Annotated in this window: 19 protein-coding genes; 14 read left to right on the forward strand and 5 right to left on the reverse strand. The window is 53.4% G+C overall.

Going from position 1 to position 20,678, the window contains the following annotated elements:
* The first annotated feature begins 60 nt into the window (after nt 1–60).
* From ACYVBJ_RS16665 to ACYVBJ_RS16680, 4 genes are read left to right on the forward strand one after another with little or no spacing between them, the layout of a single operon-like run.
* Complete coding sequence (locus ACYVBJ_RS16665; protein ID WP_460983438.1) at nt 61–2,472, forward strand: TonB-dependent receptor; 2,412 nt, start codon at nt 61–63, stop codon at nt 2,470–2,472.
* Nucleotides 2,473–2,474: 2 nt separating this feature from the next.
* Nucleotides 2,475–2,642: a hypothetical protein gene (locus ACYVBJ_RS16670; protein ID WP_460983439.1), complete on the forward strand. Its 168-nt coding sequence runs from the start codon at nt 2,475–2,477 to the stop codon at nt 2,640–2,642.
* Nucleotides 2,643–2,680: 38 nt separating this feature from the next.
* Entirely contained in the window at nt 2,681–3,763 is a 1,083-nt protein-coding gene (locus ACYVBJ_RS16675) for a DUF4249 domain-containing protein (RefSeq protein ID WP_460983440.1), read from the forward strand.
* Between the two features lie 48 nt (nt 3,764–3,811).
* A complete protein-coding gene (locus ACYVBJ_RS16680) occupies nt 3,812–4,807 on the forward strand; it encodes a glycosyltransferase family 9 protein (RefSeq protein WP_460983441.1) in 996 nt (331 codons plus the stop codon).
* 10 nt (nt 4,808–4,817) lie between these two features.
* Here the strand turns inward: ACYVBJ_RS16680 and ACYVBJ_RS16685 are convergent, their stop codons facing one another.
* On the reverse strand, nt 4,818–5,873 hold the full coding sequence (locus ACYVBJ_RS16685) for a glycosyltransferase family 9 protein (RefSeq protein WP_460983442.1): 1,056 nt from the start codon (nt 5,871–5,873) through the stop codon (nt 4,818–4,820).
* A 15-nt stretch (nt 5,874–5,888) separates the two neighbouring features.
* A complete protein-coding gene (locus ACYVBJ_RS16690) occupies nt 5,889–6,491 on the reverse strand; it encodes a DUF4254 domain-containing protein (protein ID WP_460983443.1) in 603 nt (200 codons plus the stop codon).
* A 205-nt stretch (nt 6,492–6,696) separates the two neighbouring features.
* Between ACYVBJ_RS16690 and ACYVBJ_RS16695 the strand changes: the two genes are divergently transcribed.
* Together ACYVBJ_RS16695 and ACYVBJ_RS16700 are read left to right on the forward strand one after the other, a co-directional pair.
* Nucleotides 6,697–7,716, forward strand: coding sequence for a hypothetical protein (locus ACYVBJ_RS16695; protein WP_460983444.1), 1,020 nt, complete (start codon nt 6,697–6,699; stop codon nt 7,714–7,716).
* Nucleotides 7,717–8,173: 457 nt separating this feature from the next.
* Entirely contained in the window at nt 8,174–9,838 is a 1,665-nt protein-coding gene (locus tag ACYVBJ_RS16700) for a two-component regulator propeller domain-containing protein (RefSeq protein WP_460983445.1), read from the forward strand.
* Nucleotides 9,839–10,235: 397 nt separating this feature from the next.
* On the opposite strand, the gene ACYVBJ_RS16705 is transcribed toward ACYVBJ_RS16700, so the two are convergent.
* Nucleotides 10,236–11,432 carry a molybdopterin molybdotransferase MoeA gene (locus ACYVBJ_RS16705; RefSeq protein WP_460983446.1) on the reverse strand — a complete coding sequence of 399 codons (1,197 nt, stop codon included), beginning with the start codon at nt 11,430–11,432 and terminating at the stop codon, nt 10,236–10,238.
* A gap of 95 nt (nt 11,433–11,527) precedes the next feature.
* Between ACYVBJ_RS16705 and moaC the strand changes: the two genes are divergently transcribed.
* Genes moaC through ACYVBJ_RS16720 form a run of 3 tightly spaced genes read left to right on the forward strand, consistent with a single transcriptional unit; the run spans nt 11,528 to nt 13,207 of the window.
* Nucleotides 11,528–11,998 carry a cyclic pyranopterin monophosphate synthase MoaC gene (gene moaC, locus ACYVBJ_RS16710; RefSeq protein WP_460983538.1) on the forward strand — a complete coding sequence of 157 codons (471 nt, stop codon included), beginning with the start codon at nt 11,528–11,530 and terminating at the stop codon, nt 11,996–11,998.
* Nucleotides 11,991–12,563 (forward strand): NTP transferase domain-containing protein, encoded by a 573-nt coding sequence (locus ACYVBJ_RS16715; protein WP_460983447.1) that lies wholly within the window; start codon nt 11,991–11,993, stop codon nt 12,561–12,563. Before moaC ends, ACYVBJ_RS16715 begins: the two co-directional genes overlap by 8 nt.
* Before the next feature lie 41 nt (nt 12,564–12,604).
* Nucleotides 12,605–13,207 carry a DUF6992 family protein gene (locus ACYVBJ_RS16720; RefSeq protein WP_460983448.1) on the forward strand — a complete coding sequence of 201 codons (603 nt, stop codon included), beginning with the start codon at nt 12,605–12,607 and terminating at the stop codon, nt 13,205–13,207.
* Nucleotides 13,208–13,241: 34 nt separating this feature from the next.
* Here ACYVBJ_RS16720 and ACYVBJ_RS16725 read toward each other — a convergent pair whose 3' ends face one another.
* Nucleotides 13,242–13,676, reverse strand: a complete 435-nt coding sequence (locus ACYVBJ_RS16725) for a YybH family protein (RefSeq protein WP_460983449.1) — start codon at nt 13,674–13,676, stop codon at nt 13,242–13,244.
* A gap of 196 nt (nt 13,677–13,872) precedes the next feature.
* Between ACYVBJ_RS16725 and ACYVBJ_RS16730 the strand changes: the two genes are divergently transcribed.
* The 3 genes from ACYVBJ_RS16730 (at nt 13,873) to ACYVBJ_RS16740 (ending at nt 15,897) form a co-directional block, all read left to right on the forward strand.
* Nucleotides 13,873–14,685, forward strand: coding sequence for a nucleotidyltransferase domain-containing protein (locus ACYVBJ_RS16730; protein WP_460983450.1), 813 nt, complete (start codon nt 13,873–13,875; stop codon nt 14,683–14,685).
* 3 nt (nt 14,686–14,688) lie between these two features.
* Complete coding sequence (locus ACYVBJ_RS16735; protein ID WP_460983451.1) at nt 14,689–15,165, forward strand: nucleoside deaminase; 477 nt, start codon at nt 14,689–14,691, stop codon at nt 15,163–15,165.
* A gap of 69 nt (nt 15,166–15,234) precedes the next feature.
* Complete coding sequence (locus ACYVBJ_RS16740) at nt 15,235–15,897, forward strand: thiamine diphosphokinase (RefSeq protein ID WP_460983452.1); 663 nt, start codon at nt 15,235–15,237, stop codon at nt 15,895–15,897.
* Between the two features lie 91 nt (nt 15,898–15,988).
* Here ACYVBJ_RS16740 and ACYVBJ_RS16745 read toward each other — a convergent pair whose 3' ends face one another.
* The gene (locus tag ACYVBJ_RS16745; protein ID WP_460983539.1) at nt 15,989–16,477 is read right to left on the reverse strand and encodes a globin domain-containing protein; all 489 of its coding nucleotides are present in this window, start codon (nt 16,475–16,477) and stop codon (nt 15,989–15,991) included.
* Between the two features lie 255 nt (nt 16,478–16,732).
* Between ACYVBJ_RS16745 and ACYVBJ_RS16750 the strand changes: the two genes are divergently transcribed.
* Both ACYVBJ_RS16750 and ACYVBJ_RS16755 read left to right on the forward strand, forming a co-directional pair.
* Nucleotides 16,733–17,509 (forward strand): LytR/AlgR family response regulator transcription factor, encoded by a 777-nt coding sequence (locus ACYVBJ_RS16750; protein ID WP_460983453.1) that lies wholly within the window; start codon nt 16,733–16,735, stop codon nt 17,507–17,509.
* Nucleotides 17,506–20,541, forward strand: a complete 3,036-nt coding sequence (locus ACYVBJ_RS16755) for a ligand-binding sensor domain-containing protein (RefSeq protein ID WP_460983454.1) — start codon at nt 17,506–17,508, stop codon at nt 20,539–20,541. The genes ACYVBJ_RS16750 and ACYVBJ_RS16755 overlap by 4 nt, the downstream gene beginning before the upstream one ends.
* Nucleotides 20,542–20,678 lie beyond the last annotated feature (137 nt).

Genomic DNA, 20,678 nt, shown 5'->3' on the forward strand with positions numbered 1-20,678 from the left:
GCAGACCAACTCGATCCGGTACCACGCTTCCCATTGCCTTTGTGCTTCCTAAACCTTTGTATGCGATTCCTCTTTTTACTGGCTCTGTTGCCGTGCTTTCTCGATAAAGCAAACGCACAATCGAAAGACGGTCCGGAAAAAACACGCACCGTATTTTCGACCTCCGGTTACGTACGGGATGCTAAAACGGGTAAACCGATTCAGGGCGTCAATATTGTTGTTCTGAACGTTTCCAAAGGCTACGTAACGGCCAAAGACGGCTTTTACATCGTGACCTTAGCGCCGGGCAACTATATACTCCGGTTTACGCACGTCGGCTACCGGCCCGTTCAGGATACCATATCCTTGCAGAAATTACTGTTTCGGGAAATCCGGATGGAAGATGATTCCAAAGACCTGGAGGAGGTCGTCGTCACCAGCGAAGCCCCCGACCGGAATGTGCGCAAAGTGGAAATGGGCGTATCGCAGCTCTCGATCCGGAGCATTCGGCGAATTCCGCCGTTGATGGGCGAAGTCGACGTTGTCCGGAGTTTGCTGCTGCTGCCGGGCGTAACCACCGTTGGCGAAGGGGCGCCCGGCTTTAATGTACGAGGGGGGAGTACGGATCAGAACCTGATCTTGTTCGACGACGCGCCCGTGTTTAATTCGAGCCACCTGATGGGCTTTTTCTCGGTTTTTAATCCCGACGTGGTCCGCGACGTAACCTTAAATCGGGGTGGGGTAGCTGCGGCATACGGCGGGCGGGCTTCGTCGGTGCTGGACGTAAAAATCAAAGAGCCCGATGTCGAAAAGTGGGGTATCAATGGCGGCATCGGCATTATTTCGAGCCGACTCGGTGTCGAAGGGCCGATTATCCGAAATAAGCTTTCATTTCTGGCGGCTGCCCGCGCTTCGTTCAACGACTTTCTGTTCAAGCTCACCCCGCCCGGTCTGCGGGATACTAAAGCTAATTTTTACGACCTGACTACCAAGCTGAAATACCAGCCCAGCGAGCGGCACACCTTTACGTTTACGGGTTACATGAGCACTGATGTGTTCAAGTTAGCCTCCGATTCGCTGTCGGGTCAGGAAATCAACGCATCGTCTACCCGATTCGCGTACCAGACCCTGAACGGCGTGGCCCGCTGGAATTACTTCGTCAACCGGCAGGTGAACGTAGCAACGGCGTTGATCCTGAGTCGGTACCAGGCGGATCTGTCAGCTCCGGATTCGGCCAATGCTTTCCAGTTGAAATCGGGTGTGTGGCACCGACAGGTCAAGTCCGACGTAACGTACACCCCGAACGACAGGCACCAGTGGCAGGCTGGAATCAGCGCCATCGACTACGACATTCAGCCCAACTCGCGGATTCCGGGCCCGGCCTCGAACGTCTTGCCGATTGATCTGGCCCGCGAACGGGCGTACGAATTGGCCGCCTACGTACAGGACGAGTGGAACGTAAATCCGAACGTATCGGTATTGGCCGGGCTGCGGTATTCGGCCTTACTCAACCGGGGACCCGCCAATGTGCGCAGGTACCAGGAAGGGGGACCCCAACAGGATGAAACCGTAGCGTCCATCCAGCCGTACGGAGCGGGCAAGATTTACAATGCCGCTGGTGGCATAGAGCCTCGCCTGGCCATTCGCTGGTCGGTCGGGGAGGGAAAAGCCATTAAGGCCGGGTATAGCCGACTGCGGCAGTACATCCAGCAGGTGACCAACACCACGGCCGCTTTGCCCACCTCGCGCTGGCACCTGAGCGATACGTACACCAAACCGCAAATTGCCGATCAGTGGTCCATTGGGTATTTCCGGAACACCCAGGATAATGCCCTGGAAATTTCGGGAGAAGTTTATTATAAGTCGATTGCCAACGCCATTGACTACCGCGACGGGGCAGAACTGCAACTGGCCGAAGCCGTAGAGACGCAGATCGTGCAGGGCAACGGTCAGGCATACGGGCTGGAGGGACTATTACGCAAGAATAAAGGGCGCTGGACCGGTTTTGTCAGCTACACCTACGCCCGTACGTTCCTGGCCATGAATAGCCCTTATGCCGAAGAACGGGTGAACAACGGCCGTGCCTACCCCGCTAATTACGATAAACCCCACACCCTGAACGTACTGGCCACCTACCGGCCCCTGGCCTGGTTCAGCCTGTCCTTAAATTTTACGTACAGCACCGGCCGACCGATCACGCAACCTTACGCCCGGGCCTTGATAAACGGCGTATACGTACCGATTTATATCGATCGGAATCAGCAGCGCATTCCTGACTATCACCGGCTCGATTTCTCGATGTTATTCGAACCGAATCCAGCTAAGAAAAAGCGTAACCAGAGCAGTTGGGTCTTCTCCGTGTACAATGTGTACGCCCGCAAAAATGCGTATTCAGTTTTCTACCGACTGAACAACCGGGCCCTGAACGATGCCTATAAGCTGTCGATCTTTGGCACTGTTTTCCCGTCGCTGACTTACAACTTCAAGTTTTAACTATGCGTCGGCTGCGATCGGTCTTTTATGCTCTGGCGAATCTGGTTCTGGTGCTGTCCTGCGTGACGGAGCACCAGCCCGATGCGCTGCGCCTGGCCCCATCGCTGATCGTCGAAGGCCAGATTACTGACCAGCCCGGTCCTTACACCTGCGAAAACAATCTGTACTGAACCTCGACTAAACCACGCTGGTGGAACGATTAATCTATATGCAACCTAGTCAACCATTTATCAGACAAATCAGTAAACGAGTATCGGTCGTCTGGATCGTGTTAGCGGGCCTTATTGGCTGCGTAACGGAGTACCAGCCCGATACGCTCAGCCTGCCACCGGCCTTGGTGGTAGAAGGCCAGATCACCGACCAGCCCGGTCCCTATACAGTCAAGCTTACCCGCACGGCCAACTACTCCATCCGCAGCCTGAACCTGCTGGAAACGGGGGCCGTGGTCACCATCGAAGATAACCTGGGCAACCGCGAGATTCTGCGCGAGCTTGGCGCAGGGGGCATCTATACCAGTTCGGCAACCGGTATTCGGGGTGTGGCGGGCCGCAGCTATAAGCTGACTATACAGACCAAAGCCGGTGTCCGCTACGAATCCGATACGGAAGTCTTAACGGCGGCACCTCCCATCACGAAGCTGTATACCGAATACCGCAACGAAGCCGTTCCGAATACAAATTCCCGCAAACAAAGCTGGGACGTATTGCTGGACACCAAAGACCCCGAAACCACCGGAAATTATTACCGCTGGCTCTGGACCCACTATGAATTCATTGACGTGTGCCAGATTATTCAGGCGCGCGATGGTTCGGTGAGCGGTCGTAATTGCTGCTCCGAGTGCTGGGACATTACCCGTTGCTACAACTGCATCAGCGTGAACTCGGACGCGAATATAAACGGGCAGGCCATTAGCCGTCAGCTCATTACGCAGGTGCCGTACACGTCGACGTCCCGGTATTATCTGGAAGTACAGCAGCAGGCGATCAGCAAAGGAGCCTACGCATTCTGGAAGAGCGTTCGTCAGTTGGTCAATAATACCGGCGGCCTGTTCGATGCGGCTCCAACTCCGGTGCAGGGGAACCTGGGGTGCGTAAGTAATCCCAACGAAATGGTTTACGGATACTTTGGCGCGACGGGCATATCGGAGCAGACTGTCTATGTCGATCGGAGTGGCGGGCAGGGAATACCCGACGTAACGATGCCCGTATCCGTACCCCAGCCGTCGGCCTGTGTGCCCTGCGAAAACAGTCAGTACCGAACACCGATCAAACCCCGTGGGTGGGTCTATTAAACGGTTTGGCGGGCCGTGGTAAATGAAATAATTTTGCAAAAAAGATGTATGGCTGCTTCAACTAAACTCCTGATTCTACGGTTTGCGTCCATCGGCGATATCGTGTTGACAACGCCTGTCATCCGGTGTGTGAAGCAGCAGCTTGCCCAGGCCGAGGTGCATTTCTGCACGGGTCAGGACTACCAGCTGCTGGTTGCCTACAATCCCTACATCGATAAGTGCCATTACCTGAATGGGAACCTCTATCGGTTGATTCGCCAGTTGCGGGCCGAGCAGTTTGATTACGTAATCGATCTGCAAAATACCTGGCTGACTGGCCTGATCAAAGCGGCCCTTCGCGTTCGGTCGTTCAGCGTAGAAACGCATTCGTTCCGCCGGTGGCTTTATGTGCGCTGGAAAATCAACGCCATGCCCACCCAGCATGTCGTCGACCGGTACATGACCACGCTCCATGAACTCGGGGTCACGAACGACGAAAAAGGAGTAGATTATTTTATTCCGTACAAGGATGAGGTAGAAACCGACTGGCTGCCACCCACCCATCAGCATGATTTTGTCGCCTACGCCATTGGCGGACAGCACCTGACCAGGCGATTGCCAGTCCCACGAATCATCAGTCTATGCCGCAAAATCAATCACCCCATTGTGTTGCTGGGCGACAAAGCCGACCGGCCGCAGGGGGATGCGGTGGTGCGGGCGCTCGGCAGCCGGTACGTGTACAACGCCTGTGGGCAGTTTAACATTAATCAGTCGGCTTCGTTACTTCAGCGCGCGCGGGTGGTGTTCAGTCACGATACGGGCCTGATGCACATTGCTGCGGCATTCGGCAAGAAGGTCTATTCGATCTGGGGCAGTACGACGCCCCAACTGGGCAATTATCCCTATAAAACTCCCTACGTCCGGTTGGAAAAGCAGGGCCTGGCCTGTCGGCCCTGTTCGCCGAGCGGCTTCAGCAACTGCCCCATGAAGCATTTTCGCTGCATGAACGACCTCTCGTTCGACTTCGAGATCAAAGAGTTGCGGAAAAAGAAAAACTTCGATTAAAGGCCAGGGACTACGTAGTCAGCAGTCTGTCAACGCGTTCGGCCACCGTATCAACGGAAATCCAGTGTAAGCACGCCAGATCGCCCCGCCAGCAGGGTTTGCTGCCAAATACGGAACAGGGACGGCAGGTCAGTTCGGCCGGCGAAACGTGCAGAATAGCCTCATCATCCTGTCCCCAGGGGCCGAATCCGGCGTCGGGGTGGGTAGATCCCCATATCGATAAAACGGGTACGCCACTTAAGGCGGCCATGTGCATATTGCCCGAATCCATGCACAGCATACCGTTCAGCCGACGAATCAGCGTGAGTTCAGCCGTCAGCGAAAGCTGACCAGCCACCAGAATTGTTTGCGGAAACCGCTGACGTAACGTCTCCAGCTGCGCAATCTCTGCCGCACCCCCGCCAAACAAAAAAATCGTGAGCGGCCGACGCTGAACCAGCCGGTCGAGTAGCGGAGCGAATCGCTCAAAAGGCCACATCTTCTGGGTGTGCTGCGCAAATGGAGCAATGCCCAGCCAGGATGAACCAGGCTGGATCGAGTGACGTTCCAGGAACGTCTGTACCTCGTTTTCAGCGGATGAAAATTGGGGGAACTGAAACGGGCGGGCGGGCTGGACGCTGAAACCGGCCTGATCGAACGCTCGGGCGTACCGCTCAACGCTGTGCAGAAGCGGTTTTCGGATTTTATGATCTTTACGCGTGAGGGCTTTCTTCTCAGCCCGGCCTTTGTCAATGGTAACGGACGTAACGCCGATCAGCCGGAATAAGGCTTTTAAAACGGCGGACCTCAGATTCTGGTGCGCATCGACAACCACCGAAAACGGGCCGACCTGACGAAGCTCGGTGAATAAACGGACCAAACCCGGCAATCCCTTGTGACGATCCTCAAAGTCGGCCCCAACGATATAGACATTGGGAAAAGGCGCGAAAAAAACGCCGAACTTCGCCCGGGTAACCACCGTAACCGATACGTCGGGGTAGCGCTGGGTAAAGGCTTGCACAACCGGGGCCAGCAGGGCGACGTCGCCCATGGCCGAAAAACGCAGTAAAAGAAGGTGTTTACTCAATGGATGGACGATCGTCTAGGCTTGCCCGTACAGAACCGGATTGAGCGTTGGATCATTGTACATCTTCATCTGTCGGTAGACTTTCATGTACCGGTTACCGGTATGGATGTCTTCGAGCAGCTCATCGAAGCAGCGGGCCAGGTCCAGGTCCTGTTCCTGCAGGACAAGGAGTTTCTGCTGGGCATTCCGGCGATGGTCAGCAGAGACCTCGGGCCGTTCGGTTTGTTCGCGGAAGTGGTACAATTTCAGTTGCAGGATCGACATACGGTCGAGGAGCCAGGCCGGTGTCTCCGAGTTCATGCGGGCCCCCGGCTTTGGCGTAATGCTCCGGAACAGTCCGTCAAAATATGAGTCAATGCGTTCGACCGTATCCGTACGGTCCTGATTGGATTGGTCGATTCGGCGCTTGATGGCAACCAGCTCATCCGGCTGGATGGTTGGGCTGCGGATAATGTCTTCCAGGTGCCACTGCACTGTATCGATCCAGTTCTTCAGATACAGCAGAAAGGCGACATCGTCAGGGGCATACGGATTCTTTATGGGCGTATCAACGTGGTCGGTGAGGTGGTAGTCGTGAATACTCTGGCGAAAGAGTTCGTTGGCGAAGAGGGCGTTCATAAGCAATAGATCAACCGCAAAGATACGCGTTTTGGCCAAGTAGCGGTAATTCGGTTGCGTCGAACCGATTCGCTGCCTAGCATAGCCTATTCTGCCTAGAATAGGCCGGGTGTATAGTAACTAGGGTTCTCTATTTTTGTACTTTGCAGCGTAACGAATCTCCGGTATTCGTTAAGTAGACCGGGTATTATCAAATTCAATCCCCATGAAGCATTCCTTTACCGCAGCCCTTTTACTAAGCACTTGTACCGCTGGGTTTTCTCAGCAGATTATCACCCAGGACGCGGAACCCTTGAACATGCGCACTGCCTCCAACAACGTAACGGTATTTGTTGGATTGAACACGGCCGAGGCCAGCGGAGGAGGATCAAACACCTTTGTCGGATTTCAGGCGGGGCAGGGAACAACCTCGGGTACCCAGAACACCTTTGTCGGCTGTCGGGCGGGCCTGCCCAACACCGTTGGGAGTCGAAATACGTTCGTCGGCTACCAGATCGGCCAACTGAACATTGATGGGTCCGACAACGTCTTTATGGGCTACAACACCGGCGGACGTAACCGGCGCGGTGATCGGAACATCGGTATCGGGGTCGGGGCCGGGTTGTTTGGCGACGAGGGCAGCGACAATACATTGATCGGATCGAACGCGGTTGGCGAAGGGGTGGCCCTGACCAACGCTACGGCCATCGGCGCCAACGCTAAGGTGCTAACCAGCAATGCCTTGGTGCTGGGCAGTCGGGCCAATGTGGGTATCGGCACCTCGGCACCTCAACAAAAGCTCGAAGTCGTGAGTGAACAGGCAGATCAGAGCGGCCTGCGCCTGAGCCGGTTAACCAGCGCTAGTCCGGCCGTTCGGACTACGGACCAGTTTTTGACTGTGAGCGAGCAAGGGGATGTAGTGCTGAGCCGCTACAAAGTAAAAGTGAATAACAGCGCCGAATGGAGTGACCGCGTCTTTGAGCCGGGCTACTCTCTGCGGAGCCTAGCCGAAGTCGAGCGGTTCATTAACGCCAATAAACACCTGCCCGGTATTCCATCCGCCAATGAAATGATGGAAACCGGCATTGATGCTACGCAGTTGAACGCGAAACTGCTGGAGAAAATCGAAGAGTTAACGCTGCACCTGATCAGCCTGACCAAAGCTGACCAGCAAAAGAATCGGCGGATCGACCAACTCGAAAAACAGATCGAGCAACTCAACAAGCGCTTGCCACGTACCAGATAAGGATACAGCATACGCCAACAATAACGCCGACTACGTTACTCGTTTAGTCGGCGTTATTTGCTGAAGACCTCGAACGGTCAATTTTGTAGAATTCAACCTATAGCCGCCGAACTGAGTATTAACATTACGCTTAAACGCCAGACCGCGACGAAATAAGCGGAAGTTTGCCGTTTCGGATAAAATCCGTCACTTCCTTTTAGAGAGTCGTGTAGCAAAAAGCAACATTAATGTAAAACAGTTGTATAGGACACACTGCACACGGGCAAAAGTCCACAACAGCCTGTAAAATCGGACGGCAGGTCCCGGCGGGGAACCGTGCCCTGCGCCGACGCTTCGGCGGACCGCCGAAGCGGCAACTTTTACGTATCGTTAACATTCTTTTACTAGCTCTCCAACATAGCTCAGCACAAAGACTGGTAGGTTTGTCCAAAGTCGTTGGTATCAAAAAAGAAAAAGGATGAACTACTCCCGCGTATGTGCTTTGCTCTTACTGTCTGTTTTTCTCACTTCCTGCGGACAAAATCAAACAAACGTACCAAAAGAACCAAAAGGAAAAATCAGGTCCGAAATTAAAGACATCGGGCCCAACATAATGGTTCGTAACATAAAAAAGGGCAGGAATGGCACCATTTTGATCGCTGGGCCGAATAACTCATCATTTGGTGATGTGTTTCGATACGATCCCAGACGGGCAGCTGGAAAATCGTTTACTAACCTTACCAGTAAACTAGGTCAGCACAAATTCCAGGATGTTCTGGAAGATCGGCAAGGCCATATCTGGTTCGCTTCTACTGATTCAGGTGTTTATTATGACAACGGGAAAGCTATTCAACATTTCACGACCACGGAGGGACTTGCCAACAATCAAGTCATGTCTGTTTACGAAGATAAAGCCGGCATTATTTGGTTCGGGACTGGAGGTGGCGTAAGCCGTTACGATGGGAAATCGTTTCGGAATTTTACATCTCCGAACGCCCCGCTTTTTTATAAAGAAGGACATTGGAATAATGAGATTAATACAATCATTGAAGATAAAACCGGGAAATTGTGGGTTGGCACCAGGGGCGACGCATTCGTGTATGACGGGAAAAAATTTACTACGTTAACCCATAAGGGCGAACCCTTTCTCGGCGTTTGGGCCATAATGGAAGATCGAAAAGGCACTATTTGGCTCAGCGGCTACAATGGCTTTAGAGGCAATACCGGTGGGCTCTATCGCTATGACGGCAGTACCTTTACGAAGGTATCGGAGCGAGGTGCTTACGCTATAATCCAGGATAAAAAAGGGAACATCTGGACTACAGGTCCGGTGAATCCTGCTAATTGGACGGTCCAGGCCCTTTCCCGTTATGATGCAACGTCCCTGTATAGCAAGGAGCCCATTGTAACCGAAATTAGGTCGGGGAAGGCTTTCTATGGGCTTTTGGAAGCAAACGACGGGAGTATTTGGTTTGGCGATGCGACCGGCGTGTATCGGTATGATGGACAGACCATTACGGACTTTTATAATAAAACGGGTCAGAAAAAATATAGCATCGATACGAAGCAAAGTGTTGTCATCTGGAAAGGGTCTTATCTACTTGGTGCATGGGAAGGTTCTGTGTTACTAAATGATGGTACCATTAAAGGGGATGTCGATCTGGTGAAAGGAGAATTGTTGATCGAATCGGATCGCCGAAGCGACCGTCATCTGGTGGGCGGTGCAGTTGAAGTCGACATGAGTACGATTGAGCAAAAATTTGATGATCAACGTTCATACAATAAACTACCCGGATTTTTTGATGTCAAAAAATTTCCCATTTCAACCTTCGTAATTACGAAGGTTGAAATGGGAAATGATGAAAATGCAAAAGTTCCAACTGATGGAAGTATAAGAGTTAAGGAAGGAAATATAAAAGTTACAGGGAGCCTCACCCTTGAAGGCATCACGAAGGCAGTTACTTTTCCAGCCAAACTGTATTTTAAGGACGGAATGGACGGAACCGTTGAGATGAATGGCACGCTGGTCATTGATCGAACCGAGTGGGGTATCGATTATAGATCAGAAAAGCCTCTTTATCAGTCTGATGATTTTATTTCGGACGACGTCAAACTCTTTATAAAAATCGTAGCAAAAAAATAACAGCTGAATCCAGTAGACTTCACCTAGAACAAATTATGCCATTGTAATACAATAGCTTTTGGATTTTTGAAATCCTTAAAAAATTAAAACGATAAAATACTTTCCCGTCTATACTTTGTTCTTGATGCTTGCTTTTCTGACTTTCTGTGGCTAAAACCAAACATCGAAAATGATTGGACGCTTTTCCGTTGTTGTCAAAAATCCTTGTCTACTAGAAAGCTACTGTTACCGAGATAAAGTCGAAATATGAAGGAAGTAAAGGGATGCTTTGGGGGATTTTAGATGCTACTGATGGCAATATTTGGTTTGATTCAGGCGGAGCTTATCGGTATGATGAATTTTAATTTTACGGTCGGCCGTCGCCTTATAAAGCGGCAAACACACCCGCAGGGCGAATTTATAGCCTGGTCTGCCATATCTGAAACGCTTCGCCCGCCGGAAATTCGGACTGGTCAGCGGGTAACTCCATAAACGCATCAGCGGCCAGCAGGTTCGCAAAGTCGGCGGAGCCAGAGCCCGGTAACGGCTGAGCCAGCAGACGGCCATCGGGCGACGAACGGAGTTGTACGGGCAGGAAATACGTAACGGCAGGCTGGAACGTAACGGAGGCCGCCAGTTGAGCGTATCGAACCGGAGCGGAGGCTACGCCAAGCGATGCCCATACGTAAGGCAGGACGTAGCGGTAAAAGCAAAGAACCGTCGACACCGGATTACCCGGCAGGGCAAAGACGGTGTTTCGGGCGGAGGTACCAAACCAGAGCGGCTTGCCGGGGCGCTGCTCAATCTTATGAAAATGCTTCTGAACGCCTAGTCGAGCCAGTACGTCCGGCACAAAGTCGGCTTTGCCCGCTGATACGCCCCCGCTTAGAATCAGGACGTTGTTTGAGGCCAGTAACGCCTGTAAACGTTCGTAAAGTTGAGTTTCGTCGTCGACAATGTGGTATAAGGTGGCGGTTATGCCAACGGACGCCAGGGCTGCCTGGAGCATGTACGTATTGGAGCGTCGGATCTGGTAGGCGAGGGGCGTATCGCCAATGTCGACCAGTTCATCGCCCGTCGATACCAGCGCAACGCTGGGCAAGGCTGTAACCAACACCCGCGTTTGACCAACCGAAGCCGCAACGGCTAGTTCCGGTGGCCCCAGTCGGGTGCCAACTGGCAGGAGTTCATCGCCCGCCCGCCGGTCCGTGGCCTGATGATGAATATGTTGGCCAGCCTGTACGTCGTTCAGTAGCACCAGCGCCTGATCGGCCGTAGAGCGAATGTCCTCATACCGCACAATCGTATCGGCTCCGGTGGGCACCATTGCGCCCGTCATGGCTTCCAGGCAGGTGCCCGGTTCGGTCAGCGCCTGCTGCGGCTGCCCGGCGCGCTGCATACCCACAATCCGGAAACTACGTTGTCCGGCTGCATAATCCGCAAATCGTATGGCAATCCCGTCCATCGCGACCCGATCGAAGGGAGGGAAGTCACGGTCGGCCCGGACCGCTTCTCGCAAAACCCGGCCCTTGGCTTCGGTCAGTGAAATGGATTCGGCGGGCAGGTTTAACAGATGCTGTTGAGTGATGGCAAACGCTTCGGCGACAGATTGCATGGCAGCAGATAAAAAATAACGAACACTAAATAATGCCCGTGAAGTTACATCTTTGCCGTCAGGCAAGTATATGTCTCTACGTGAATACTGATTTTATGAGCTTTTCGCACCTGAATGCCGAAGGTAACCCCGCTATGGTCGATGTAGGCGGTAAAACCGTTACGCGCCGGACCGCCCGTGCCCGATCTGTGGTGGCGCTGGGCCCCGATATTTCGCGGCACCTGACCGCCAACGATATACAAACCAAGAAAGGGCCGGTGTTTCAGACCGCCATTATTGCCGGCACGATGGCGGCCAAGCGCACCGACGATTTGATTCCACTTTGTCATTCGCTGGGGCTGGAAAATTGCCAGATCACCATACATCTGAACGGAACGGATGCCGTGATCGACTGTCTGGTGTCGACCGAAGGCAAAACAGGCGTCGAGATGGAGGCCCTGGTGGGGGCATCGGTGGCCGCACTAACCATTTACGACATGTGCAAAGCCTTCTCGCACGACATCGTTATCCGCGAAACAAAACTGATGGAGAAGACCGGGGGTAAACGTGATTTTCGCCGTGACTAAGCCTAATGGACTAATTCTGATCGGCGGACGCAGTTCCCGGATGGGGCAGGATAAGGCGACGTTACACTACCACGGTAAGCCCCAGCGCGACTACCTCGCTGATCTGTTACGCCCGTACTGCGAACGGGTGTACTGGTCGGTGAACGCCGATCAGGCACATGAACTCGCTGGTGCCGAGCAACCCTGTATTGTTGACGCCTTCGACGTCGCGAGTCCGCTCAACGGCATCCTGTCGGCCTTTCAGCAAGCACCCGAGCGGGCCTGGCTGGTTGTTCCCTGCGATATGCCTCTGTTGACCAGCCAATCGCTCGATGCACTGGTCGCGGGCCGCAATCCGGCAAAGTTGGCTACGGTGTTTTACGACACCGACGGGCGGGAACCCGAGCCTCTGCTTGGTATTTACGAACCTCAATTCTGGCCTATACTGCAAGCGGCCGTTGCCCAGGGTGAATACTCACCGCGTCGACTATTGCAACGTAATAACGTTCAGATGCTCAACGTGCCCGATAGCCGCGAACTGACCAACGTAAATGACCCTCAAACGCGGGTGCGGTTAGGCTTGTGAAACATCCGGACGTAACGCCGGGTTGAGCCTTTATGATCACGATGAATCCTTTTCGACGTTTGGTGCTGACGGCCGGGTCGGTCTTGCTGGGCAGTGCTACGTTGGCGCAACGGGTTGCTCCGGCCGCCGATTTACGCCAATTCAGTGAGCAGCGAATCCGCCACCAGAAAACGCTGGGCCTGACACTAGGCAGCTACGCCCTGGCAAACATTGGCGTAGGGGCTATTGCTGCTGGGCAGACAACGGGCGAAACGAAGTATTTCCACCGCATGAACCTGTACTGGAACCTGGTTAATCTCGGCATTGCGGGCCTAGGTCTGCTCGGTTCGCGAAAGTCGGCTGGCGAAACACTAGGTCAGGCAGTACGGCAGCACGAGAACTTCAAGCAGGTGCTGCTCGTAAACGCGGGCCTGGATGTCGCTTACGTACTGGGCGGTGCCTATTTGCAGGAACGGGCGAAAAACCGCCCCGCCCAGGCTGATCAGTTGCGCGGCTATGGTAAGTCGATCATGCTGCAAGGCGGCTTTTTGCTGGCCTTCGACCTGGTCAATTACTTTATAGTCAAGAATCGGGGCGATAAACAGGAAATACAGTTGATTGGTGCGTCGCCGATGGGGGTGGGCGTAGCGATTCCTATAAAATAGTATTTGACCAGGGTAAAGCCCCGCTGGACTACAACTAGGAGTGGTCGAAGATCATTCGCCAGCCGTCTTTGGTTTTCTCCCAGACCGTAGTGAACCAGCCGGTACGGTCGGGTCTGTTGGCTCCGCTGAGCACAAACTGGCCCGTAACCAACGCGTTACGTTTGCCCAGCATCCGCACATTGACGTGTTCGTAACGGAGTTTCTGCAGCGGACACCCTGTCTTCCAGAAGCCGTTCTTCATCGTGTTTTCGATGACCTCCACGCCACCCCGCGGCCCGTTGGGGCCCATCTCCTGCGCGTCGGGCGTATATGCGCCCAGGTATTGCTCCAGCTTTCCTTTATTCCAGCCCGCCGAGGTTGAATCGAGAGCCTGGCGAATCTGCACTTCGTCCGGGCTGGGCTTTGGTTTAGCCAGCAGGACTGTCGACACGAATAGCAGCAACGTAGCAAGTGTATACAATCGAATCATGTGAAAAGGGGTAAGTAGCGTCACAATAGGAGGTAAGCTAGCAATTTTCGCCAATTCCGGATCACTACATCCGTGCAGAGTTATCAACTGGGTTACGTAGCGCCGAACCAACCTCGTTTGCCCAAACATCGCCCTGGTGGCCGAACTAATTTCAAAACCGGACCGTTCTGCGATAATTTACTAATCGCAACCCGTTATGCAAGCCCATCGGCTACCCTTCCAATCGTTCCTCGATCAGGTTATCAATACCATCCAACACGATCCCGAAACCATTGGTCTCGCGGCCGGCGGGTCGTGGGCTTCGGCTGAGCTGGACGCTTATTCAGACCTCGATCTTGTCGTCGTAACTACGGCCAACGTGGCACCTGACCTGGACCGGATGCGAGCGTACGCTGCCCGGCTGGGAACGATGCTGGCTTCGTTCCGGGGTGACCACGTTGGTGAGCCGCGTCTGCTGATTGCCCTTTATAGCCCGTCAATACTGCATGTCGACATCAAGTTTCTGACACTGGATGAATTTTGCCACCGGGTCGAAAACCCTGTTGTACTTTGGGAACAGATGGGGCAGCTGACCGCCGTATTGGATCAATCAACCGCCCACTATCCGGATTTTGACTATCAGACAACCGAGGATCGCTTCTGGATCTGGATGCATTACGCTTTATTGAAGATCGGCCGGGGTGAGTATTTTGAAGCGCTGGATTTTATCTCGTTCGTGCGAAGTATGGTGATTGGTCCGATGCTCCAGCTCAGCCAGGGAGCCCTGCCGAGGGGCGTACGCCGGATCGAAACCGTACTCAATGCCGACCAGATGGACCGGCTACGGAAAACGGTGGCTACACCGGACCGGGACTCCCTGATGGCGAGCCTGACCGAGATCAGTCAGCTATACGAAGAGTTGCGCGATACGCTCGCACCAGCGACATTGCAGAAAAACACCGACGCCCAGCTAGCCGTTAATGAATACAGAGCCACGCTTCAAGCGCTGGTAACCGATTTCAGGAGTTAATTCATGATACATCAGGACGAACACTTTTTGCGCGAGGCCATCCGACTGGCCCGTGAAGGCATGAACACCGGACAGGGCGGCCCATTTGGTGCCGTGATAGTTCGCGGAAATGAAATTGTCGGGCGGGGGTGTAATCAGGTGACGTCTACCAACGACCCAACCGCCCACGCCGAAGTGGTGGCCATTCGGGACGCCTGCCGTCATCTCAATACGTTTCAACTGACCGATTGCACGCTCTATGCGTCCTGCGAACCCTGCCCCATGTGCCTCGGTGCCATTTACTGGGCGCGTCCGGGACGTATCGTGTACGGGGCTTTTCATACCGATGCAGCCGAAGCCGGTTTCGATGATCAGTTCATCTATGAAGAACTCAACAGGCCACGCGAACAACGCCATATTCCCATGCAACAACTGTTACGGGACGAAGCCGATGCGGTTTTTCAGGAGTGGATCGCCATGGAGAATCGGAAACAGTACTAACAGGATGCGTACTACGTATTCGAATGCATCGCGTATCTGGCAACGGCTGCGCAGGTTATTTCTTAATCTATGTCCTCTCATCATATTGTCCGCGACAGGCAGGAGCCTGCTTTATTGATTGCCAACGGCGAAGCCTGCGACCCTGAACTGCTGGGTCAGTTACTGGAATGGAGCCCGTTTGTGGTTGTGCTCGACAGCGCCGTCTGGCGGGTTCTTGACTTAGGTATAAAACTAGACGTCTTGCTCGGTGATTTCGACGGGAGCCTGGACCTGGACGGCATCCGGGCGCAGCAGTACCCAGTGGAGATCGTTCATGCGCCCGACCAGAACAAAACTGACCTGGAAAAAGGAATCGAGTTCCTGATCAGCCGGGAATTTCCGGCTGTGAATATCGTCTGGGCCACGGGCCGACGGGCCGATCACAGCCTGACCAACATGACCAACCTTGTCCGGTATAAAGACCAGATTCGGTTGGTCATGCTCGACAACTATTCCAAGATTTTTCCGCTGGTTGGGCGTTTTGAAAAGTGGTACGAAGCCGGTACGCCCATCTCGCTCATTCCGGTAGGAACCGTAACGGGGCTGCATACCAGCGGACTCAAATACAACCTGATCAACGATACGCTCACGCTGGGCTACCGCACCGGCAACAGCAACGAAGTCGCAACGGATGGGTTCGTTCGCGTCTCGGCCGAAACGGGCGATCTGCTTATCATGGAGTGCTGGGACTAATCGGGAGACTGTATTGTTTTAACGTGAATTACCGGGGTAAGCTGTTAAAGAAACGTTGGCATTCCAGTGTAATCTATTAGTAAACAGAATACTAATTCCTAAAGTATCCACAACTCACATTGTTTTCGTGTGTATTTGCCGACGCGCGACCCCGCTGGGCGTCAGCTTTTGGCCCTGCCAGCATCAACTGAGTAAGCGCCTGGCAGCAACTGCTCCAGGCAGTTTTGGCTTCGGTTGTCCAGTCCTTGCCGAGGCCGCGTTTGAGGGTCCACAGCAGGGCGTCGCCCACAGCATCGTAGCGGCTGGGCCTGACTCCGTAAGTGGCATGACGCTGGCCTAACGGCTGAATGACCGTCAGCATGGTTGCCGGTTGCTCAATACCGGCAACCATGGCGTTGAGCATCGCCACGAACTTCTGATATTGAGCATCCATTGGGCCCGTGAACAGGCGACGCAGGTTGGGATTCTGAATGAACAGGTATTCGTAAAAGACTTCGCCCAGAAGCGCTGGATCAATATGACGTAGTAATCGCCAGATCCGTTTGATGAGTGCAATTTGTTTGATTGGTAATGAATTTATAGGTTAAATGCGTATCGCGTTCGATAGGGCGATGCACTTCATTCTGGCCCGCATCTACTAAAATTTAGCGGTGAATCATCGAATTCGGCCTGTCAATCGTGGGGTGATACGTACCGGCTGCGTAGCTTCAATTCGGATACGCTGCGATTCATAGCCGGTTCTGCGTCGTTGGCGGCCTGCTTCGAGCCGTTGACAATTACTTTTTTGCCTGAACCCCTTAAAATCGGAAGCTTTACCCCGTTGACGCATCGTACCATGAATGCACTCATTATTGAAGACGAAAAACTGGTGGCTCAGGAACTGATCGCCAGCATCGCTGAAGTTGATTCCAGCGTAAAGATTATCGGCACCGTGGGCAGCGTAAAAACCGCCCTGCGCTGGTTTGCCGACAACGCCGAGCCGGATGTGATTTTCGCTGACATTCAACTGTCAGACGGCGTTAGCTTCGATATTTTCGAGAAATACCGGCTGTCCTGCCCCATCATTTTTACTACGGCTTATAACGAGTACGCGATTCGGGCCTTTAAAACCAACGGCATCGATTATCTGCTCAAACCCGTCGACTGGGATGAACTCAAACGCGCTATTGAAAAAGCCCGAACGCTGACCCAAACCCAGGGGAAGGTCGCCATTGACGTGCGCAAGCTGATGGAGGTGATCAGTCACTCGCCATCGGCGGTCAAACCGACGTACAAAGAGTATTTTCTGGGTACGTTACGCAACAGCCTGGTACCGGTTAAGGCAGCCGACATTGCGTATATCGTTCGCGATCAGCTTATTTTTATGGTTACGTTGACCGGCGAGCGGTACATTATCGACTACGATTCGCTGGACGAAATTGAAGCGCGGCTCGACCCCACCCAATTCTACCGGGCTACCCGGCATTGTCTGGTGAGTTTACAGGCCGTGCAGAGCCTCAAAGGATTAGCCAATCTGAAACTTCACCTGAGCTTAAAAGTACCAAACCACCAGTTTATCGTCGAAATCAGCCGGGATAAAGCTCCTTCGTTCAAGAAATGGCTGGAAAAATGAGTGGTCGATCACTCGGACGGGTGCTGATTTTACTGGCGTTTCTGAGCGGGTTCGGCCGGGGAATAGCTCAGCAGCGGCCCGCTCAGTTTGAATTCCGGCATATTCAGGAGAAAGATGGGCTGTCCTTTAACCTGATCAACTGTTTTCTTCAGGATCGCGATGGGTTTCTATGGATCGGTACGTTCGACGGACTGAACCGCTACGATGGCGGGCACTTTATTACCTTTAAGCACCAACGAAACAATCCCAATTCGCTGCTGCATAACACGGTGCACGATTTATGCGAAGATGGTGAGGGCAATATCTGGATGGCCGTTGAAAACGGAATCTGCTGTTACGTAAAAGCAACGGGGCAGTTTCGGAACATCGTCCAGGTCGATAAGCGCCCGCTGGGGTTCTGCAACAATGTGCTCACCGACCGGAACGGCGATGTGTGGTTTACCAGCTACATGATGGGCTTGTACCGGTACCAGACCAAGACCGGAACGATCACCTGCGTATCGCAGACCCGGCAAAACATGCCCCTGACCGTCACCAGCCGAATATCCAAAAACGGGCTGGTTCAGGACCCCACCAGGAACGGGCTGTGGATGGCCGATCGGAGCGGATTGCAGTACATCGATGTAGATCAGCTGACGTTTCAAAACCACCGGAACAACCCGCAGCAGTTGCCCATTTTTCAGGAACACTACACCTCCGCCCTGGCTCTGGACGGTGAGCGGTTGATTTTTGCCGACAATACCGACCAGCAGATTATCACGTATGACCTCCGCAGGCGGCAGATCGTTAGTCAGTACCGGCCGGTGACCCAGTCGAAACGCGATGTGTTCGATATCGCGACCATCTTTGTGGACCGGCAGCATAATTTGTGGACCAGCTCGTGGAACTACATCCTATTTCACGTCGAGACCAGCACGGGCCGGATGACGCAGCTCATGCACGATGGTGCGCAGGCTACGTCGATTGCCGCCGATTTCTTCTGGACGGGCTGGCAGCAACCCGACGGCTCCGTCTGGCTCGGCACCGTCAACGGCATATCCTGCACTAACCCCGAGCAGGCGTTTTATGACGTGTATGACCTGGGAGCCATGTTTCCTCCGCTGAACGACGAACGGGGTATTGTGCAGATTCTGGAAGATTCGGATCGGTCGTGGTGGCTCGGTACGTCGATTCGCGGACTCATGCATTACGTCTCCCGAAGGAATCAGCTGGCCGTTTACAAGCTGCCGGACGCAACCGCCAAGTATCCGTATGGCCTGCCGGTAGTAGGTCTGGTCGAATACGAAGACGATTTGTACGTGGGTACCCAGTACGCCCTGTTTCGCTTCAACAAGCAGACCAAAACATTCACCAATATTCCGATGCCGACCGGCACGAACCCGAACTGGCGCAGCTATCTACGGCAGCAGAACCGGCTGTGGGTATCGGGAAAAGGGAAACAGGTGCTTTGCTACGACCTCGATACGAGTCAATGGACAACGTATTCCATCCGCTCCTCGTCCGACGACCCCCGATTTACGGTACGATATTCTCTTGTTGATCACAACAATACCGTATGGCTTGATCTGTACCCGGAAGGGTTTGCCCGCCTTTCGGCGCAGCATAAAGCGTTTCTATTGGAAGGTCAGCCCGAACGTGGGGATTATGAACGGGAAATCGCGTCGTTCACGCAGGATCGGGACGGTTATTTCTGGCTGGCGGCCAACGGCTACGGATTAATACGGTATAACCCCATTCGGAGACAGTATCGCAACTGGACGGAGAGCGAAGGGCTGGGCTATGACCATTGCTGGGCCGCTCTACCCGATCGATTCGGGAATATCTGGGTCGGTGCTTACAATAAATTTTCGGTGTTCACACCCGCTAAAAACCGGTTCTTTAACTTCTCACTTCCATTCAGCGAAGCGAACCTGGAATACATTAATATCCTCGCCCCGCTACGTAACGGCCATATTCTGGCGGCTCTGAAAGGCTACGTGATCGAATTTAAACCCGAAAAGCTGATTCCGAAGGGAAATCGCGAGCGCGTGCTGATTAACAGCCTTACGCTGCCCGATACGACACAACTGTTGCAGGGCCCATCGCCGTCGGTGCAGTTAAAAAGCACCGACAACGCGTTTACGATTCAGTACTCGGTGCTGTCGCCTTTGAACCAGCACCCGTACCGGTACATCTATAAACTCGAAGGATACGACGACGCGTGGATCGACGTGGGCGCGCAGACAGTCGCTGCATACGGTCGGCTTCCGGGTGGCGACTACACATTTTCGGTCAAGGCGGTGGCGGCTAACGGCCTTGAAACGCCGGTGAGTACCGTGGCCATTCACATCGATACGCCTTTTTACCGAACGGATGGATTCTGGACACTGGTCATTATGATTGGGCTGGGGTTGTTCCTGGGCTTTATTCGGTACCGGGCCGATCAGACGGCGAAACTGCATAATTTACAGGTGCAGGCTTCGCGGCTGGAGCGCGACAAAACGGAAATTCAGTACCAGAACCTGATTAACCATTTGAATCCGCACTTCCTGTTCAACAGCCTGACATCGCTAAATAGCCTCATCATCACCAATCCCCGGCAGGCTTCGCAGTTTCTGCGGAAGTTATCGGTTATCTACCGGTATATCCTCCAGAACAAGGATAAGGAACTGGTCAGCCTGACGGAAGAGCTGAATTTTGTGCAGCACTACATCGATCTGCAAACCGCCCGCTTCAACGAGGGGATTCAGTTTATCATTGATGTGGCCGAGGCCGACTTAGATTACCGTATTGTGCCCGTAACGATTCAGAATCTGCTCGAAAATGCCATTAAGCATAACATCATCGCCGACGAGAGTCCGCTTATTATCCGCATTTTTACGGATGCTAACCAGTTGTGCGTCGCCAATACGTTGCAGCGGAAAAGCTTCGTCGAATCGTCAAATAAGCAGGGACTTGCCAGCCTTCGGTCCCTGTACCAGTACCTCAGTCAGCACAATATTGAAATTAGCGAAACCGACACTGAGTTTATCGTAAAAGTGCCCTTGCTCTAACTAAATAATGTAGTTGCGTACCTTGCTGCCGCATAATCCCACTACGACGGACCATTTCGACTCCACTCAGAATAGCTAGCAACAGCAAGCTAAAGCCTGAACAGGCAAAGCATCAATCATATAGCCAAGGTAACACC

Source organism: Spirosoma fluminis, assembly GCF_054778895.1.

Bases quoted from the DNA above. Each gene is read 5' to 3' on its own strand.
- ACYVBJ_RS16680 (WP_460983441.1), top strand. From the start codon at position 3,812: ATGGCTGCTTCAACTAAACTCCTGATTCTACGGTTTGCGTCCATCGGC.
- ACYVBJ_RS16700 (WP_460983445.1), top strand. From the start codon at position 8,174: ATGAACTACTCCCGCGTATGTGCTTTGCTCTTACTGTCTGTTTTTCTC.
- ACYVBJ_RS16695 (WP_460983444.1), top strand. From the start codon at position 6,697: ATGAAGCATTCCTTTACCGCAGCCCTTTTACTAAGCACTTGTACCGCT.
- ACYVBJ_RS16740 (WP_460983452.1), top strand. From the start codon at position 15,235: ATGTCCTCTCATCATATTGTCCGCGACAGGCAGGAGCCTGCTTTATTG.
- ACYVBJ_RS16665 (WP_460983438.1), top strand. From the start codon at position 61: ATGCGATTCCTCTTTTTACTGGCTCTGTTGCCGTGCTTTCTCGATAAA.
- ACYVBJ_RS16735 (WP_460983451.1), top strand. From the start codon at position 14,689: ATGATACATCAGGACGAACACTTTTTGCGCGAGGCCATCCGACTGGCC.
- ACYVBJ_RS16670 (WP_460983439.1), top strand. From the start codon at position 2,475: ATGCGTCGGCTGCGATCGGTCTTTTATGCTCTGGCGAATCTGGTTCTG.
- ACYVBJ_RS16705 (WP_460983446.1), bottom strand. From the start codon at position 11,432: ATGCAATCTGTCGCCGAAGCGTTTGCCATCACTCAACAGCATCTGTTA.
- moaC (WP_460983538.1), top strand. From the start codon at position 11,528: ATGAGCTTTTCGCACCTGAATGCCGAAGGTAACCCCGCTATGGTCGAT.
- ACYVBJ_RS16750 (WP_460983453.1), top strand. From the start codon at position 16,733: ATGAATGCACTCATTATTGAAGACGAAAAACTGGTGGCTCAGGAACTG.
- ACYVBJ_RS16675 (WP_460983440.1), top strand. From the start codon at position 2,681: ATGCAACCTAGTCAACCATTTATCAGACAAATCAGTAAACGAGTATCG.
- ACYVBJ_RS16720 (WP_460983448.1), top strand. From the start codon at position 12,605: ATGAATCCTTTTCGACGTTTGGTGCTGACGGCCGGGTCGGTCTTGCTG.
- ACYVBJ_RS16755 (WP_460983454.1), top strand. From the start codon at position 17,506: ATGAGTGGTCGATCACTCGGACGGGTGCTGATTTTACTGGCGTTTCTG.
- ACYVBJ_RS16725 (WP_460983449.1), bottom strand. From the start codon at position 13,676: ATGATTCGATTGTATACACTTGCTACGTTGCTGCTATTCGTGTCGACA.
- ACYVBJ_RS16730 (WP_460983450.1), top strand. From the start codon at position 13,873: ATGCAAGCCCATCGGCTACCCTTCCAATCGTTCCTCGATCAGGTTATC.
- ACYVBJ_RS16690 (WP_460983443.1), bottom strand. From the start codon at position 6,491: ATGAACGCCCTCTTCGCCAACGAACTCTTTCGCCAGAGTATTCACGAC.